Raw genomic sequence first — 18257 nt, 5'->3', positions numbered from 1 at the left:
TTTTTAACTTGAAAAGAGAAGATAAAGAAATAAATATTGATTAATTTTTGAACGGATTGACGTGAAAATGGCAATTTTTGGTTGTATGAATTGAAAGATAATAGAGGCAACAGACTATTATGGTAAGGAATATTTTTTAGACTATAATTTCACGTCCTTTTTTATTCATTTTTATCTTGCTTATTTGAAAATAACTCTAATTTTTTGATGTATAAAATTTGTAAAAAATCCAATATTTTATTCCTAAACTTTGTTTTGATTTTATAGTTTTTATTAGTTTAATCAGGTTTTTTGGTGCTAATTGGGTATTGAAATCTACCTTTTGTTAAAGTTCTAGTTTTCAGTGTTGAACACAAAAAAACTTAAAAAGTCATAAAGTTTTCTTAAAGTTTTAAAAAACAATATAAATGTTTTTGTATTTATAAAATATGTTGTACTTTTACATCGCCTTGAATGAGGGAACAAGTCAAGGTAATAAATTTTTTTTCATCATTTGTGTTTTTAGAATCGTATCGCCTGATACGATTCTTTTTTATTTACTAGTTTTCGTAGTTTAAAAGGAGATTAATAAAGTAAGAATAGGTAACTGCACCTTCCTGTTGGTTGCTTTTTAAGAACAAATTATTGGTAAACCCGAAGAAATCATCCAGCCAGCCCTGATGCCTGAAAATAAAATTTCTTTCGTACATCCGGTCTCTTTTCATTGCCGGAGAATATTGATTGAGGACTGATTTCACAAATTCAGGATCTTCCTCAATAATAAACCTTAAAAGACTTTTTAACGTAAAATATTCAGTACTGTACCTTAAGTCTGTATTTTTAGAATTAACACCAATCAGATAACCTATAAAATTGGCTTCCTGCTCTCTGGCAAAACCAAGCTGGTGAGAACTTTCATGTGCAGAGGTAAACGGAATGAAGGTGTGGGGAAGTTCAGCATTATATTGGGCTTCTGCCGTAAAAGGATTGTAATATCCCAGTATGCCGGTGAAATTCATTACAGTTTTAAAAAGGCTCGGTTTGAAAGCGTTGATCTGTGGAGCACTTTTATCCGATATATATTTTGGTAACCGTGCCTGTTGAGATAAAATTTCTGTTTGAATAGAGGTAAGGTCCGTCATAATGAATACTCCGTTTTTATCTTCCTGCACAGATTGGCGGGTAGTCTTGCATTTTTCTAAATAGCGTAAGGCTAATGTCTTTGCTTTGCCGATTTCTGGTTCTTTCTGACTGGAAAGCTTCCTGATAACAGGAGTCTGGAAATACAGCATTCCCCAAATGATCTGGTAGATGAAGTAGAAGATATTAATCGTAGCCAGAAGCTTCAAAACAGCCCCATTTCTGCTTTTCTTTTTAAAACAGAGAACAAGACAATACACAATGTAAATTCCCAAGAGAATATAGATGAGATCCCCGAAAGAAAAAGGAATCCAGCTGAAAAGTATCTGATGGATCTTTTTCTGGAATTCAAAAAAACGATCAAAGAAATAGATCATTGTTCTGGACTTTGAGAAGCCATAGAACAAAAGAAATTGGGCAAGTAATACACCTGCCCAAAATCTCTTCTTATATATTATTTTTGTTGTATTAGTGACCACTGCCTTTAGAGATTTTATCCAGATCAATGCCCTGGGATTTTAAGATCCCCGTTACACGGATTGCATAGAATGCAAGATAAGCAAAACATACAACACCTACGATATAGCTGAACTGGATATCGGTCTTATCTGCAATATATCCCTGGATAAAGCTTACAATACCACCACCCATGATCATCATGATCAGATAGCCGGAACCTTGGTTGGTATGCTTTCCGAGACCGTTGATGGCAAGGGCGAAAATACAAGGCCATAGAGTAGAACAGAACAAGCCTACACTGGTAAAAGCATATACGGATACCATTCCTGTTGTAAACATTCCTATCAGTAAGGCAGCTATGCCTGCTACAGAGAAAATCAAAAGCATTCTTGCAGGGTTCCCTTTACTCATAATGTCACAGATGATCATCACAATGATAACAGCACCATAAACATAGAATGGAGAAAGGTCATGTTTTGCAATCGCATTCACCAACAAGAATACACCGAATGCAAGATAAGGGGCAAGGAATCTTAGAATCTTTTTGAATCCGGCACTCAGGTCAAATGCTTCTACAGCACCCGTCCAACGGCCAATCATCAATGAAGCCCAGTATAAAGAAATATAAGGCGCTACATCTTTGGTTTCGAAACCTAAGCTTTTTTCCATATAAGCAGGAAGATTACTTGCTGTAGAAACTTCTACGCCTACATAGACAAAAATTGCGATCATACCCATCACTAGCTGAGGGTATTGGAAGGCCGATTTTTTGTGATCTCCCGGAATAACATCGTCCGTATCCTCTATAATGGTAGGAGTAATTGCAGGAAGAGAGGAGAACTTAAGCATGATGGCCACCAGCACAAATGCAACTCCAAGCATAAGATAAGGAATCTTTACACTTTCGATGCTTGCTTCTGTATTGGCTGCAGACGCAGCACCAAAAATAGCAAATGATACGATAAGCGGTCCGATGGTTGTCCCAAGGTTATTAATTCCTCCAGCCATTGTAAGTCTCTGAGACCCCGTTTCAGATGGTCCCACTTCAATAGCGAGTGGATTCGCCACAATCTGTTGTAATGAGAAGCCAAGCCCCACAATGAACAGACCGGAGATCATTAACGGAAACGATGCCAGATTAGCTGCCGGGTAGAACAGTAAAGTCCCTGAGGCAGAAATAAGGAGACCTAAAATAAGGCCGTTTTTGTAACCTATTTTATTAATAAGATCCTGTTTCAAACCTTTTGAAACAGCCATATAAATTAAAGAACCTACGGTATATGCCACATAAAAGCAAATCTGTACGAGCATACTTTCAGTCTGGCTTAATTTAAAGGCTTTTTGGAAAACTGGTATGAGAATGTCATTACTTGCTGCAACAAATCCCCAGAAAAAAAACACAGTAACCAAGGGAATAAACTGTCCCCAATTGGTTTGTTTAGAATAATTTGACATGTTTGTTAAAAATTTCGCAAACAAATATAACTATTTCTTTTAAATAGAATGTTCCAGCAATGTTTTTTTTATCTCTTTATAAGCTTCTGTTTTCAGATCTCTCGGAGAATCTGATGGTTCCATGATTCCGTTGAAATATACTTTTACCTTTCCCGGGTATCCTTTTGCACTGTCGAAAGGGAAAATTTCCTTTAAGCCTACAAAAGTATACACTGCGATTGGAGAGTGATGTTTGGAAGATAAAGTGAATGCTCCGTCTTTGAATTCATCTAAAATAACAGAAGTATCATCCGGAACGCCGCCTTCAGGAAATATCGCAATGCTGTTTCCTTCTTCCATCTTTTCTGCACATCTTCTGTACACATCTGCTCGGCTTCTTGCGCTGCCTCTGTCTACCATCACGCAAATCCTTTTATATATGGTACCGAAGATGGGAATCTTTACAAGTTCTTTTTTGCCTACAAAACAGATCGGATGATTAGGCATCAGGATGCAGGTAAGCATAATATCCATAATGGAAGTATGGTTAGAAATGAAAACGTACTGTTTATTTTTGTCTTTTTTCTGGCTGGAAAGATTGGTGAGATCATATCTCAGACCCATGCCATAAAACATTCCGAAACACCAGATACGGATAAATTTATAAGCATATTTGTAATGCTTTTTACTAAAGGATAAAATATAGACAGGGATCCCCAATGTGACTGTTAAAACAAACGCCAGTATCAGCAGCCATAATCTCCAGAGATAATTTAAAATTTTCGTCACTGCTTAACCGTTAAAAATTACTTTCTTTTTCACAGAATAATTAAGTATGGAAACCAGCAGAATCGCTGCAATCTTACTGATCATTTCAGGGCTTAAGGTATAAAAAATTAAATTGATATTGTCCTTAAATATAAAGCTGTAAAAAACCTGGAAAAAGCCTAAGCTTAATAAAGTTGAAATGAAGGAAACACCCATAAAGTAAGCAAACTCTTTTCTTTTAGAATGCTTTCCTCTTTCAAAAACAAACCAGATGCTTAGGAAATAGTTGCTGATAATCCCGCAGCTCGTGGAGAAAATATTACTTAAAGGATAATGAATGCCATGAAAATTGGTTTCTCTGGCGAATATATGCGGAAGGTAAGTGCTGAATGCTTTAAAGCTTCCGATCTCTACAATAGCACTGAGCCCACCGGCAATAATGAAGAACAAAACCTGTTTCTGACGTATTAGTAATTCTCTCATTCAATAGATATGAGGTGCAAATTTATAACTATATGTCAATAATGTAAGAATAAAAGGTTATTTTAAAATAAAAAATTAATATAAAGGATTGGTTTGTAGTTAAATAGGTGGTTATTTAAGTGTGTGTAGAAATGTATTATTAACAAATAAGCGTGTGATTATCTGTTTATTATCATTATTCATAATGAATAGAAAATATATTTTCTATCATTTTAGAAACCTAAAACAAGACTAACAGGGATGGCTAAAGGAATCTGAAAGTTTGAGAAATATAATATTGCGATAAGCATATGTTAAACAATGAAAAAAGTTGTTAAATTATTTTTTTGAACCAAAATAATTTCTAAATTTAATATTCAGAATGATGTAATTATAACCTGATAATAAATTCATTTTCAACTTCTTGTGTTGATGGTTTTTTCTATCTTGTAATGTGCGGTATAACGCATACTACCATAATTTTTACGACCCAAATTATAACAATATTTGTATGAAAAGTCAAAACAAATACAGAAAATTCCAGCTTCAGCAAAAAAATATTGAAGCTCTTGAGAGAGAAAATTCCCGCTTCAAAAGAGTGTATTCAGAATATGAAAATATGGCAGACGAATTGTGGAACCTTGAAAATTCTACCAATGAACCCGTGCCTGATGATTTTATCAATGCCATTATGCTTCAGAGCTCTTATCTTGAAGATGAAATTGAAGACTGGCTCACCAAGTTTGATAATCAAAAAGCTGATATAAAACATTAGAAGCTTCCAGTCTGTTTTTAAACGCTATTTGAAGATAAATTCATAATTTAGCATCCTTAAACTAAAATGTAAAATATGGTTGCTATTGTTGATAGTGGGTCTACCAAATCAGATTGGGTGATACTGGATGATTTCAAAAAAGTGTTTTTAAAAACAGAAACCATCGGCTTTAATCCCAATTTTATCAACAGAGAACTTATTGTTCCTGAAATAGAAAAGAACAGCAGCCTTATATTAGTCAAAAATTCCATAACGAAGATTTTCTTTTATGGCTCAGGATGCGGTGTGAAAAAAAACTGCGAAACTATTGAAGAAGAGCTTGAAAGGATATTCACAAAAGCTAAAATCGTTGTGAAAGAAGACCTTATGGCCGCAGCTTATGCCGCATACAGTGGAAAGCCGGCAGTGGTATGTATTTTAGGAACAGGGTCGAATTCCTGCTATTTTGATGGAGAAAATCTTAAGATAGAATTGCCCTCCCTGGGTTTTCTTATGGGAGATGAGGGAAGCGGAAGTGCTATCGGGAAACAGCTCGTGCGCAGGTATTTTATGAAAAAACTGCCTGCAGATCTTCATACAGAATTCGAGCAGAATTACGGACTGAAGATTGAGGATGCTTTGAACAATATGTATCACAGCCCAAGACCCAATGCCTGGCTGGCAGATTTCAACAAATTTGTAATTGAAAGAAAGGATCATCCTTACTTTAAAAATATGGTATACGAAGAAATGAAGAACTTCTTTGAATACCAGGTAATCCCTTACGAAGAATCAAAAGAAGCCGAGATCAATTTCATCGGCTCTATCGCTTATTATTACGAAGCTATTCTCCGCTCTGTTGCGGCAGAACTTCATTTACATGTGGGCCACGTTGTCCAGAAACCTATCGAAAGTTTAGTAGACTACCATATTAAGTATATACTTTAATAAAAAAACAAAATTCTATGTCAAGTAAAACCCACCGCGACGAAAAGAACTTTAATCAGGCCGCGTTAGATTATCATAAAGCCGAACCTAAAGGAAAGATCGAAGTTATCCCTTCAAAACCGCACTCGTCTCAAAGAGATCTGTCATTGGCGTACTCACCGGGGGTGGCAGTTCCTTGTATGGAGATCCATGATAAACCCGAAACCGTGTACGATTATACGGGTAAAGGAAACCTTGTAGCTGTAATTTCCAACGGAACGGCAGTATTAGGGCTTGGAGATATTGGAGCAGAAGCTTCAAAACCAGTAATGGAAGGAAAAGGTCTTTTGTTCAAGATCTTTGCAGATATCAACGTTTTTGATATTGAAATCGATGAAAAGGATCCGGATAAATTTATTCAGATTGTAAAAGGGATCGCTCCTACATTCGGAGGAATCAACCTTGAAGATATTAAAGCTCCTGAAGCATTCTATATCGAGCAAAAATTGAAAGAAGAGCTGGATATTCCTTTAATGCACGATGATCAGCATGGAACGGCAATTATTTCAGCTGCTGCATTGATCAATGCTCTTCAGATCGCTAACAAAAATATCGGAGAAGTAAGAATGGTGGTAAACGGAGCCGGAGCTGCTGCTATTGCTTGTACCAATCTATATATTTCTTTGGGTCTGAAAAGAGAAAATGTTTTAATGTGCGACAGCAAAGGAGTGATCAATCATAAAAGAGAAAACCTTACGCCTGAAAAAATAGATTTTATTGCCAATACAGATATTGAAACACTTGAAGATGCCGTAAAAGGTTCAGATGTTTTCATCGGTCTGTCAAAAGGAAACGTAATGACTCCGGAAATGCTTTCCAGCATGAATGAGAACCCTATCGTTTTTGCCTTGGCGAACCCGGATCCTGAAATTGCTTACGATCTTGCCCTTGAAACCCGTAAAGACGTGATCATGGCAACAGGTAGAAGTGATTATCCTAACCAGGTGAACAATGTATTGGGATTCCCTTATATTTTCCGTGGTGCTTTGGATGTACAGGCAAAAGGAATCAACGAAGAAATGAAGCTGGCAGCCGTACATGCTATCGCAGATCTTGCAAAAGAGCCGGTACCAGAAGCTGTAATTCTGGCTTATAATGTTCAGAACTTACAGTTCGGAAGGGAATATTTCATTCCAAAACCGTTTGATAACAGACTGATCACCAAAGTATCCAGCGCTGTAGCAAAAGCAGCTATTGAAAGTGGAATTGCCAGAAAAACCATCGAAGACTTCGAAGAGTACGAAAACCAGCTGCTGGACAGAATGGGAAGAGATGAGAAGCTGGTAAGAATGATGCAGAGCCGTGCAAAATCTAATCCGAAGAGAATCACTTTAGGAAACGCTGAAGAGTACAATGTATTGAAAGCTGCGCAGATACTTTATGAAGAAGGAATTGCTTTCCCAAGTCTGTTAGGAGATAAAAAATACATCAAAGAGCAAATGGAACGTTTCGGAATCACTCTGGATATCCCGATTATAGATCCAAGCGATGACGATCAGAAAGAAAACAGAAAAAAATACAGAGAAACCCTTTGGAAACTTCGCCAGAGAAAAGGGATGAACGAGTACAAAGCGAAAAGATACGTACGTCAGAGAGATTATTTCGGTCCGTTAATGCTGAGACACGGAGATACAGACGGTCTTATCGTAGGCTTCTCTAAAAACTATACTTCAGTGCTTCGTCCTGTATTAGAAGTTATTGAAAAAGATAAAGGAGTAGATAAAATAGCGGCAATGATGATGATACTTTCAGAAAAGAAACCTATCTTCTTCGCTGATACATCCATCAATCAGAATCCTACGGCAGAAGATCTTGTGAATATTGCTAAAATGGCAGAAATTACAGTAAAATCTTTTGCGATAGAGCCTAGAATTGCAATGCTTGGTTTTGAAAATTTTGCAGCCATTTCTGATACATCCAAAAAAGTAGCGAAAGCAGTAAGCATTCTTCACGAGAAATATCCTAAAATGGTTGTTGATGGTGAGATCCAGCCGGATTTTGCTATGAATGCAGATCATTTAAGCGATTATCCTTTCTCAAAATTAGGAACAACGCCTGCCAATACCTTCGTTTTCCCGAATCTTGAAAGTGCCAACCTTTCTTACAAGATCATCAGAGGAATGAAAGTGGCACAGGTGATCGGGCCAATCCTGATGGGATTAAAACAACCGGTACACGTGTTACAGATGCGTTCAAGTGTAGATGAAATTGTAAACTTAGCTACTGTGGCCGTTCTTGATGCCCAGAGAAGAGAAAAGAAAAACTCTGAAAAAAACAGCTGAAAATTCTAAGACCGTCATTAATGGCAGTTTTAATAATCATACAAATAACAGAAGGCTCCATATTTTGGAGTCTTTTGTTTTTATATTAATTCCTTGAATTTACGATCAAAATTTAAGTTAAAAATCATTCGCACGTGAAATGAAAATATTAATTAGTTTAAATTGCTATATTTGGGAGTTTTAAAAATTAATAATGATATTTTCCTTACAAGGCAGTGTTCAAGAACTTACACCCGCTTACGCAGTGATCAATGTACAAGGAGTTGGTTACTATGTAGGTATCAGCTTGATGACCTCCCAGGCCCTGGCCCTGAATAAGCCGGCATTCTTATTTACTCAGCAGATCATCCGGGAAGATGCTCATCTTCTCTTTGGATTTAACACTCGTTCAGAAAAAGAAATGTTCAATCTGTTAATAAGCGTTAACGGAGTAGGAGCTGTTTCTGCCCTTATACTTCTTTCTACCTTAAGCCTTGAAGAGATCGCTTCGGCCATTCTCTCCAAGAACAGCGCACTGATTCAAAAAGCCAAAGGAATAGGTGCTAAAACAGCAGAAAGAATCATCGTGGATTTAAAGGATAAAGTCCAAAAATTCAGCATTGGAGAAGAAAATATTTCTTCTTTTGCGGATAATAAAGTTAAGGAAGAATCGTTATCTGCATTAGAAGTTTTAGGGATTCCGAAACGAATGAGCGAGAAGATCGCAGACAGGATGATGAAGCAAAATCCTGAAATCTCCGTAGAAGAATTGATAAAACAAATTTTAAAAAACATTTAACATTTGGTGGCGAATAATAAGCATCTGAAAATATTTCTGTTCCTGTCGTTCCTGTGCATGTCAGTAAGTGCCTTTGCACAACAGGTACGTGATACTGCGATCATAAAGAAAGATTATCAACTGGCCGATCCTACAAGATATGAGGCCTTTTACGACATAAAAACAGGGATGTATTATGTGTATCCTAAAATAGGAAATACATTTACAGGTCCTCCTACAGCGATGTCTCCCGAAGAGTATAAAGAATTTATGCTCGCAACACAGTCAAAAGCTTACTACAAGGAAAAATCCGATAAATACAGTCTCCTTTACAGAAGAGACAGAACTGATGCCCGTAAGAAAGGTCTCATTCCGTCTTTAATGATCAACAACAGACTGTTTGAAACTATTTTCGGAAGTAATAAAATAGAGATTATTCCTTCAGGATATGCCTCTTTAGACTTTGCCGGACTGTACCAGAAAATAGATAACCCACTGATCCTGCCACAGAACAGGACCAGTTTTACCTTTGATATAGACCAGAGAATACAGCTTGGATTATTGGGTAAAGTAGGAGAGAACCTTCAATTGAAAGCCAACTATGATACCCAGAGCGGTTTTGCATTCGAAAACAGAATGAATCTTGTTTGGCAGGCAAAAGGAAACTGGAAAGACCTGCAGACCAAAGGCCTTGGTGAAGTAGATAAACCCAGTGAAGGAGGAGAAGATAAAATCATTAAGAGAGTAGAATTCGGTAACGTTAATATGCCGCTTTCTACCAGTCTTATCCGGGGTTCACAGTCATTATTCGGGGTAAAAACAGAATTCCAGTTAGGGAAAACTTATGGAACAGTAGTTCTTTCACAGCAACAGGGAGAAGCCAGAAATATTGTAGTACAGGGCGGCGGTGTTATGAATAACTTTAAAGTTAATGCTATTGACTATGAAGATAACCAACACTTTTTCCTGGGACATTATTTCTTGGACCGTTATGACAATGCACTGGCCAATTATCCACAGATCAATTCCACGGTAAACATTACCAGGCTGGAAGTCTGGGTACTAGACCAGGGGAACAGTAACCTTGCATATCAGAAAAGTATTATTGGTATCCGAGATTTGGGAGAAGGTGCTTCAGGATTGCCGGACAACTCTCAGAATGGATTGTATCCATCTATTAATGCGGCCATAGGACCAAGAGAAGCCGGTAAAAATTATGCAACAACCTTTCAGGGGCAGATGTTTCCGGGAAGTGTGCAGCCTTATGACAACGGAGAGCAGTTCATTTTTAATACAAAAGCAAGAAGGCTGAATGCCAATGAATATACATTACAACCTCAGTTAGGATATATTTCACTGAACCAGAAGCTGAACGAGAATCAGCTTTTAGCCGTTTCGTATTCCTTTACGGATGGTACCAATAAAGTCTATAAAGTAGGGGAATTCTCCGAAGAAAGTCCCGTATTGGTAACCAAGGTTCTTAGAGTTAACAATAAAGTGAATACAGAATCTCCGATGTGGGATCTGATGATGAAAAATATCTATTCTCTGGATGCAGGACAGGTAGCACAGGATGATTTTATTCTTAACGTGTTCTACAGAGATCCGAAAACCGGTGGTAAAGTAAACTATCTTCCCGGAACCAGTGTCCAGGACAAAAACTTACTGAAATTGCTTAACTGGGACCGTCTCAACATGAACGGCGATATCCAGGCCAGTAGTGGTGTATTGGGAGACGGTATCTTTGACTTTGTTAACGGAATTACGATAAGGCCGGAAACAGGAAGGATTATCTTTACCAAAGTACAGCCTTTCGGAAGCTTTATGCAGGGACAGGTCGGGAATGATCCGCAGTTTGTTTTTACAGATCTTTACAGACAACAGAAGCAGGTAGCATCTTCCAGCAACCTTGCACAAAGATATACCATAGAAGGACGATACAAAGGAACACAGGGACAAGGGATTTCTCTTGGCGCTGTAAACGTTCCGCAGGGATCTGTAAAAGTTTCCGCGAATGGTGTTCAGCTGACAGAAGGGGTAGACTACACAGTAGATTATATGCTCGGAACCGTGACAATCATCAATGAAAATGTTAAACAGTCCGGACAGGCTATCAATATCTCATTAGAAAACCAGCTTACCTTTAATACCCAGAGAAAAAGATTCTTAGGATTAAACCTCGAAAGAAGATTTAATGAAAACTTTATAATAGGAGGAACGGTTGTTAATTATTCCGAATCTCCGCTTACTCAAAAAGTCAACTACGGGCAGGAAGCTGTTAATAATACAATGGCCGGGATCAACATGATGTACAACAATCAGGTTCCTTTCCTGACAAGGCTTACAGATAAGATTCCATTTGTAAATACTGAAGCTCCATCGAACCTGAACTTTAAAATGGAAGGGGCATACCTTCTTCCCGGACTAAATAAAGGAACAAATGACCAATCTTATGTAGACGATTTCGAACAGACAACGTCTAAAATATCCTTAAAAGAACCCACTGCATGGAGTTTAGCTTCAAGACCAGAGAAAAACCTGGCGGCACCATTTAACGGAGCTCCTAGTGATGACGCTGTGACAAGCGGTTACGGAAGAGGGCTTTTATCATGGTATAATATTGACCCAAGATTCTGGGGAGTAGGAGGAAGAGCACCGGCAGGAATTACAGCGCAGTCTGTCTCCAACCACGCATCCAGAAGAGTTCAGTATTCCGAAATTTATAATAACAGAGATTTTGTTGCGGGTGAGCAGACCTTCACCAATACCTTAGATATTTCTTACTATCCTCAGGAAAAAGGTCCATATAACGTTAATCCTGGTTCCGAAACAGCGGCTTCCAGATGGGCAGGGATTATGAGACCGATCAGTGTTTCTAATTTCGTTAATTCAAATATAGAATATGTTGAATTCTGGATGATGGATCCTTATGCGGATGGAACTGTCTTAGGAGACAGAGCGAGACTTTTACTTCAGTTAGGAAACGTTTCAGAAGATATCCTGAAAGACGGCAAAATGCAGTATGAAAATGGTCTTCCTACTCCGGGAGCACCTTCTACTACCACTACTTCCAATTGGGGAGTACAGCCGAAACAGCCACCAATTCTTTATGCGTTTTCAAGTGAAGGTGATGACAGAAGATCTCAGGATTTAGGGTATGACGGGTTAAACTCAGATCAGGAATCTATGAGATTCGGAAATACATTTATTAACCCGGTTACCAATTTAGTTGACCCTGCTGTGGATGATTTTGTATTCTTCATGTCGGATAAATTTACAGGGAATCAGGCTGCATCTCTTGTTCAGAGATATAAATATTTCAGAAACCCCGAAGGAAACTCTCAGGCCAATTCATTGGAAGTGGCTTCACAGACTCCGGACGCAGAAGATATCAACAAAGATTATAACCTTGACCAGACGGAAAGCTATAATGAATATGTTGTAAAACTAGATAAGCCGAGCCTTGCCTTAGGACAGAACAATATCGTAGACGTTAAAACTGTAAAGGCTACCTTCCAGAACGGACAGTCTTCTGATGTGAAATGGTACCTGTTCAGAATTCCTGTGTCGAAATATGCAGAAACAGATGCGGAAGGTGAGCGAAGTGCATCAGTCCTTAACAACGTAAGATTTGCGAGATTAATGCTTGCAGGTTTTGAAAACACTTCTACTTTAAGATTCGGGACAATGGATCTTGTAAGATCTGACTGGAGAAGATATCCAAATAAAATTGCCAGTCCTTCAGTAAGTTCACAACAGGAAGGAGCGGGGCTAGCAGATAATAACAACTTTGAAGTAGGTAGTGTAAATATCGAAGAAAATGCTTTAAACCAACCTCCTTATGTATTGCCTCCGGGAATTGACAGACAGGTATTGAGCGGAAATGCAGGGGCACAGAGACAGAACGAAGCTTCACTTTACATGAGAGTAAACAATCTTGCAGGAGAAGCAAGAGGGGTGTTCAAAAATACTTCCCTGGATATGAGAAGATACAAGAAACTTAAACTTTTTGTACATGATCAGGCTCCAAACAGTAGAGATGAGGGTATTGATAAAGAAGCTAAATTCTTCATCCGTTTCGGAAGTGATGCTACCGATAACTATTACGAGTACGAATCTGATATGATGTTGACTCAAAGTATAGCAACAACACCTTTTGAAATCTGGCCTGTTGAAAACAATGTAGACTTTGAAATCCAAAATTTTGTAGATGCTAAGATCCGTAGAGATAAAAGTTCATCGAATATTACGGATAGGTTGCCAGATCCCGTTTTCGGAGATAATTCCAAAAGAATTTATATTAAAGGGCGTCCAAGTTTAGGAAATATCACGACCATTATGATCGGAGTAAGAAATATAAATCGAACCGAACCAGTAACCAGGATTCTCTGGGTCAATGAGATCCGTCTTTCCGAAATTGAAAATGATGGAGGTTACGCAGGTAATGCAAGTCTGAATTTTAACCTTGGAGATTTTGCCACCGTAAATACGAGTGCGTCTTATACCTCTGTAGGTTTTGGTAATATAGATTCAAAGCCGGCAGAAAGAAATCAGTCTACACAGTCTGCATTCAGTATTAATACTGCTGTAAATGTAGATAAATTCCTTCCTGAAAAAAGCGGAATGAAAATTCCTTTAAACTATTCCTACTCACAGACTATCGAGGATCCGAAATATAATCCTCTGGACACCGATGTGGAATTCAGCAAGGCGGCTAACAAAGAACAGCTTAAAAAAGTAGCGAGAACTTATACACAGCAAAGAAGTATTGGCGTTGTCAATATGCATAAAGAAAGGGTAAATCCAAATAAGAAACCTAAATTCTATGATATTGAGAACATTTCCGTAACTGCAGTTTATAATGATGATTATTACAGGGATATTTACACTTCAAGAAACTACAGACAGTATCTGAGAGGTTATGTTGATTACAATTATACTTTCAAACCGTGGGTAATTAAGCCGTTCAACAAAATGATCAGTGATACGGCAAAATCTACAAAATATCTGAGATGGATCAAAGAATTCAATTTCAACCCGATTCCTACAAGATTATCTTTCAGAACTGAAGTCGACAGAAATTACAATGAGCTTGAGTTTAGAAATGTAGAAGCAATCCTAAGCGGAAATACAGGTGACAGTTTTGCTGCGATCAAAAACAGAAACTTCTTCTTCGGGTGGCAGTACGGTTTAGGATTCAACTTTACAAAAGCATTAAAACTGGAGATCAACTCTGCAACCAGAACCCTTAATGATAATGTAGATGTGAACGGAATGAATGACAAATCCATCTTTGGAAATGTATTCAGAGCAGGTAGACCGGTATTGTACAATCACAGAGTACAGATTAATTACAAACTGCCGTTCCAGTATCTCCCGTATTTGGATTTTATTGATGCAGAACTTGGGTATGGGCTTACTTACAACTGGAATGCAAGATCTACCGCACTCCTTTCAAGTCCTGAAGGAAGCTTAGGTTCCGTAGGCCAGAATACAAACGTGATTCAGGCTACGGCTACTGCGGATATTCCGAAGTTCTTCGGACAGTTTAAATACTTCAAGAACATTTCTGCAAAACTGCAGAAGCGTAAACAGGAGATTGACTCATTGAACAATGTATATACACAGCAGTGGGAGAAGAAAAGATACAGATATAAGAGCTATAAATTCAAAAATAAACTGACAATACTGCAGAGCGCAGCTTTTGCATTAACATCGTTCAAACAGTTAGATATTAATTATTCTGAAAATAACGGAACGGTACTTCCAGGTTTACTTTCAGCACCAAATATGTATGGTTATGGCCAAACACTGGGAGGTCCTACGATGGGATTCCTTTTTGGATCACAGGCTGATATCAGAAGAACTGTGCTGGAAAATGGATGGGTAAGTGATTCTCCTTACATGACTGATCCTTATGTGAAAATGTCAACAAAAGAATTACGGGCCAATTTACAGATTGTTCCGATCAATGATTTTAGAATTGATCTTAATGCACTGCATAATTACAACAGAAACTTTTCTCAGTCCGGATTTAATAACCGGAATAACCTCGGAACAGCAAACCATGATTATGCATTTGCCAATGATCAAGTAACGTATTCCAACTCTGTTGTGCTTCTTAAAACGTCATTCAAAGAAACTCAGGCCGTTTATCAGGCGATCAGGGAAAATGCAATGATACTTTCTCAGCAGATGGGGCTGGGAGAAGTCCTGAACAGCGACGGCTTTGCGGATCATTATAGTATTGCCAATGCTTACGTATTGATTCCTGCATTCCGGGCGGCAGTCGAAGGAAAATCCGTTAAGCAGATGGGGAATGCTAAAAAAGCCGGGCTTCCGATTCCAAACTGGAAGATCACCTATTCAGGTTTAAGAAATATTCCGATCGTTAATGGTCAGTTCTCTAAATTTGATATTCTGCACGGATATACGGCTACCTATACAGCAACCGGTATCCAGTCAAGTATTGATTACTTCAACAGGATTTCAGGTGGAAATGCATTCGATGTGAATAATGATTACATCAATCCGTTTACATTCTCCCAGGTTGGTTATGTAGAGTCTTTCTCACCACTTATCGGTATAGATGTTACTATGAGAAATAACATGCAGTTTGGACTTCAGTATAACAGAAACAGGATGATGCTATTAGGGTTGGTCAACCACACGCTTACCGAAGATTCCAATACAGAATATGTAGTAAGACTTGGGTATATCGTTAAAAATTTCAGGCTTGGTATGGCCAATACAAGAGGATCCAGAGGGAAAGGAAGTGACCTGAACATCAGAGGAGACATCTCACTGAGAGACAGCAAAACTTCCATCATGAATATCCTGTTGAATGATTCACAGATCACCGGAGGACAGAAACTCATGAATATAAAGCTTTCTGCAGATTATAACGTTTCAGAAAATCTGAACCTGAGAGTATTCTATGAGCAGATGACTTCCAAATACAAAATATCAACGGCATTCCCGCTGTCTACCATTAGAGCCGGTCTGTCTGCAACATTTACATTTGGAGACTCAGGTGGTGGTTTCTAAGAAAGAAATTAACACATAATTACTAAAATAAGAACCCCTTTCTGTAAAAGAAGGGAATTTTAGTTTTAATTTATGTTTTTTGGAATAGCTTGGTTTATACAATATCTTTGCTGTCAAATAATTTATATGAAAAAAATAATATTGATTTCAGGGCTGATGCTTTCAGGTCTTATCCATGCACAACAAGCTACAGGCCTAACTGTTTTGGATACGAGAGATGTGAATTCTCCTCCATCCACTTATAGTCAGATAGCAAAAGTAGAATTTAAATTCAGGGACGTAGTACAGGTGCCTGGAATAGGGAACTACTCATCAATGCTTACCATGGCACCTTGGATTGATAGTTCAGGTAATAAAGTACACCAGCTTAATTTTAATGATGGAGGGGTATTCTATAGAAATGCCTCGCAGGCAGACAGTCAATGGGGAGTTTGGAATCAACTATTAATGGCCGATGTTAATGGAGATGTCAAATTTAGTGACTTTATTAGTAGTGGAGTTAATTCCTGGATATTCCACACTCCAGATGATACTAGGAGGTCCTTACATATTGCACCAAGAAATACAGCTAACACCGATTGGGATTGGCAGAAATCATTTGTAATTAACGGAGCCAACGGAAATGCTTTATTAAATGGAAAATTTGAAGCAAAAGAAGTAAAAGTAATCTTAACGCCAACAGCTGACTTTGTTTTTGATGAAGAGTATAGGCTGCCAGGATTAGATGAGGTAGAAAAACATATTAAAGAAAAAAAACACCTTCCTGAAATTGCATCGGCAGCACAGATGGAAAAAGAAGGAGTTAATATCGGAGACTTTCAGATTAAGCTGCTTCAAAAAATCGAAGAACTTACACTGTATACGATTGAGCAAAATAAGCAGCTTAAAAAACTCCAGGAAAATAATGATAAGCTCATGAAAGAAATGGATGAGTTAAAAGCAATAAAAAATAATAATTATACAATACTCAATCCCTGCTTTGGTAACGATTGAGTATTTTGTTTTCAAAATTCAATTAAGATATTCATTACCTCTTTGAAGCTTTTATTATTTTGAATACATTTGTACAAAATAAAAATTAAAATGAATACACCATCAGAATTAAAGTACACTAAAGATCACGAGTGGATCAAGATTGAAGGTAATGTTGCTACAATCGGTATTACAGACTTCGCACAGGGAGAATTGGGCGATATCGTATATGTAGATGTTGATACTGTAGATGATGATCTTGAAGGGGCGGCTGTTTTCGGAAGTGTAGAAGCAGTAAAAACTGTTTCAGATTTATTCCTGCCTATTGCCGGAAAAGTTATTGAGTTTAATTCAGAGTTGGAAGATCAGCCTGAGCTCTTAAATACAGACCCTTATGGAAACGGATGGATCATTAAATTAGAAATTGCTGATGGTGCAGATCATTCAGAACTGCTTACTGCAGAAGAATACCAGGCAATCATTGGATAAGGTTTCAAAAATATTTAGTAAGATTTTGCCCATTTATTGGGCATTTCTTACTTATATGCTCCTCAAGCCGGGTGAAGAGAATAACGAGTACTGGTTTATGTTCAACGGTATTGATAAAGCTTTACATGTGAGCATATTTGCAATGCTGGGTTTCTGCTTCGTTGCAGCCTTTCCCAAAATTAAATTTTCATATTTCTTTCAGATCATCCTTATATACGCTTTCCTTACTGAAATCTTTCAGGAAGAAATGGGCCTGGGCAGATCCATGGAATCTCTGGATATTGTAGCAGATACTATAGGATGCCTGATTGGATACTTTATATATAAGGTATTAATCAGACGATTTTTCTAGCTTAAATCTTTACACCGCTTCTCCACGTCTCTTGTGGATAACTATGGTATCTCTATAAAGTATTAATACTTAGGATGGTATATTGCTACTTATCCCCAATATGAACAGGATGTCATATTTATGTTAAATAAGTTTGTTTTGCGTTTGAATAAGTTGTTATCTTTGCCCCACTGAAAAACGCTAGTTGTTCAGTAGCGCAGGAGAGCTTTTAGATAAGCATAACTATTTAGAAAAAGCTTACTTGATATGGAGAAAAGAGCTTTACAATATTTTAATAAATAAAAGTTGTGGGTTTTAATTTTTTTTGTATCTTTGCAGTCCGGTTAAACGGGGCGCAGGAGTGAGTAAAGATTGGAGTGATAGAAGGGGTTAAGG

The 18257-nt window shown here is 37.7% G+C and carries 12 protein-coding genes; 8 read left to right on the top strand and 4 right to left on the bottom strand.

Annotation, left to right across the window (positions count from 1 at the left end):
- Positions 1-539: 539 nt before the first annotated feature.
- The 4 genes from ACMGDK_RS06845 to ACMGDK_RS06830 form a co-directional block, all read right to left on the bottom strand.
- Positions 540-1496: a DUF3810 domain-containing protein gene (locus tag ACMGDK_RS06845; protein ID WP_436807268.1), complete on the bottom strand. Its 957-nt coding sequence runs from the start codon at positions 1494-1496 to the stop codon at positions 540-542.
- A 91-nt stretch (positions 1497-1587) separates the two neighbouring features.
- Complete coding sequence (locus ACMGDK_RS06840) at positions 1588-3033, bottom strand: MFS transporter (protein WP_436807267.1); 1446 nt, start codon at positions 3031-3033, stop codon at positions 1588-1590.
- Positions 3034-3072: 39 nt separating this feature from the next.
- Positions 3073-3801 carry a lysophospholipid acyltransferase family protein gene (locus ACMGDK_RS06835; protein WP_436807266.1) on the bottom strand — a complete coding sequence of 243 codons (729 nt, stop codon included), beginning with the start codon at positions 3799-3801 and terminating at the stop codon, positions 3073-3075.
- Positions 3802-3804: 3 nt separating this feature from the next.
- On the bottom strand, positions 3805-4263 hold the full coding sequence (locus ACMGDK_RS06830; RefSeq protein ID WP_436807265.1) for a GtrA family protein: 459 nt from the start codon (positions 4261-4263) through the stop codon (positions 3805-3807).
- Positions 4264-4753: 490 nt separating this feature from the next.
- Between ACMGDK_RS06830 and ACMGDK_RS06825 the strand changes: the two genes are divergently transcribed.
- The 8 genes from ACMGDK_RS06825 (at position 4754) to ACMGDK_RS06790 (ending at position 17882) form a co-directional block, all read left to right on the top strand.
- A complete protein-coding gene (locus tag ACMGDK_RS06825; RefSeq protein WP_436807264.1) occupies positions 4754-5017 on the top strand; it encodes a hypothetical protein in 264 nt (87 codons plus the stop codon).
- A 75-nt stretch (positions 5018-5092) separates the two neighbouring features.
- On the top strand, positions 5093-5944 hold the full coding sequence (locus ACMGDK_RS06820; protein WP_436807263.1) for an ATPase: 852 nt from the start codon (positions 5093-5095) through the stop codon (positions 5942-5944).
- A gap of 17 nt (positions 5945-5961) precedes the next feature.
- The gene (locus tag ACMGDK_RS06815; protein WP_436807262.1) at positions 5962-8265 is read left to right on the top strand and encodes an NADP-dependent malic enzyme; all 2304 of its coding nucleotides are present in this window, start codon (positions 5962-5964) and stop codon (positions 8263-8265) included.
- Between the two features lie 193 nt (positions 8266-8458).
- The gene (gene ruvA, locus ACMGDK_RS06810; RefSeq protein ID WP_436807261.1) at positions 8459-9043 is read left to right on the top strand and encodes a Holliday junction branch migration protein RuvA; all 585 of its coding nucleotides are present in this window, start codon (positions 8459-8461) and stop codon (positions 9041-9043) included.
- Between the two features lie 57 nt (positions 9044-9100).
- Positions 9101-16069: a T9SS outer membrane translocon Sov/SprA gene (gene sov, locus ACMGDK_RS06805; protein WP_436807712.1), complete on the top strand. Its 6969-nt coding sequence runs from the start codon at positions 9101-9103 to the stop codon at positions 16067-16069.
- Positions 16070-16195: 126 nt separating this feature from the next.
- Positions 16196-17062, top strand: coding sequence for a hypothetical protein (locus tag ACMGDK_RS06800; protein ID WP_436807260.1), 867 nt, complete (start codon positions 16196-16198; stop codon positions 17060-17062).
- 90 nt (positions 17063-17152) lie between these two features.
- A complete protein-coding gene (gene gcvH, locus ACMGDK_RS06795) occupies positions 17153-17530 on the top strand; it encodes a glycine cleavage system protein GcvH (RefSeq protein WP_111957411.1) in 378 nt (125 codons plus the stop codon).
- A gap of 25 nt (positions 17531-17555) precedes the next feature.
- Positions 17556-17882, top strand: a complete 327-nt coding sequence (locus ACMGDK_RS06790) for a VanZ family protein (RefSeq protein WP_436807259.1) — start codon at positions 17556-17558, stop codon at positions 17880-17882.
- Positions 17883-18257: the final 375 nt, after the last annotated feature.

Origin of the sequence: Chryseobacterium hilariae, from assembly GCF_051400735.1 — a bacterium.
Classification (GTDB): domain Bacteria; phylum Bacteroidota; class Bacteroidia; order Flavobacteriales; family Weeksellaceae; genus Chryseobacterium.
The sequence above is the reverse complement of the archived record's forward strand: the minus strand, read 5'-3'. Positions and strand labels throughout refer to the sequence as shown.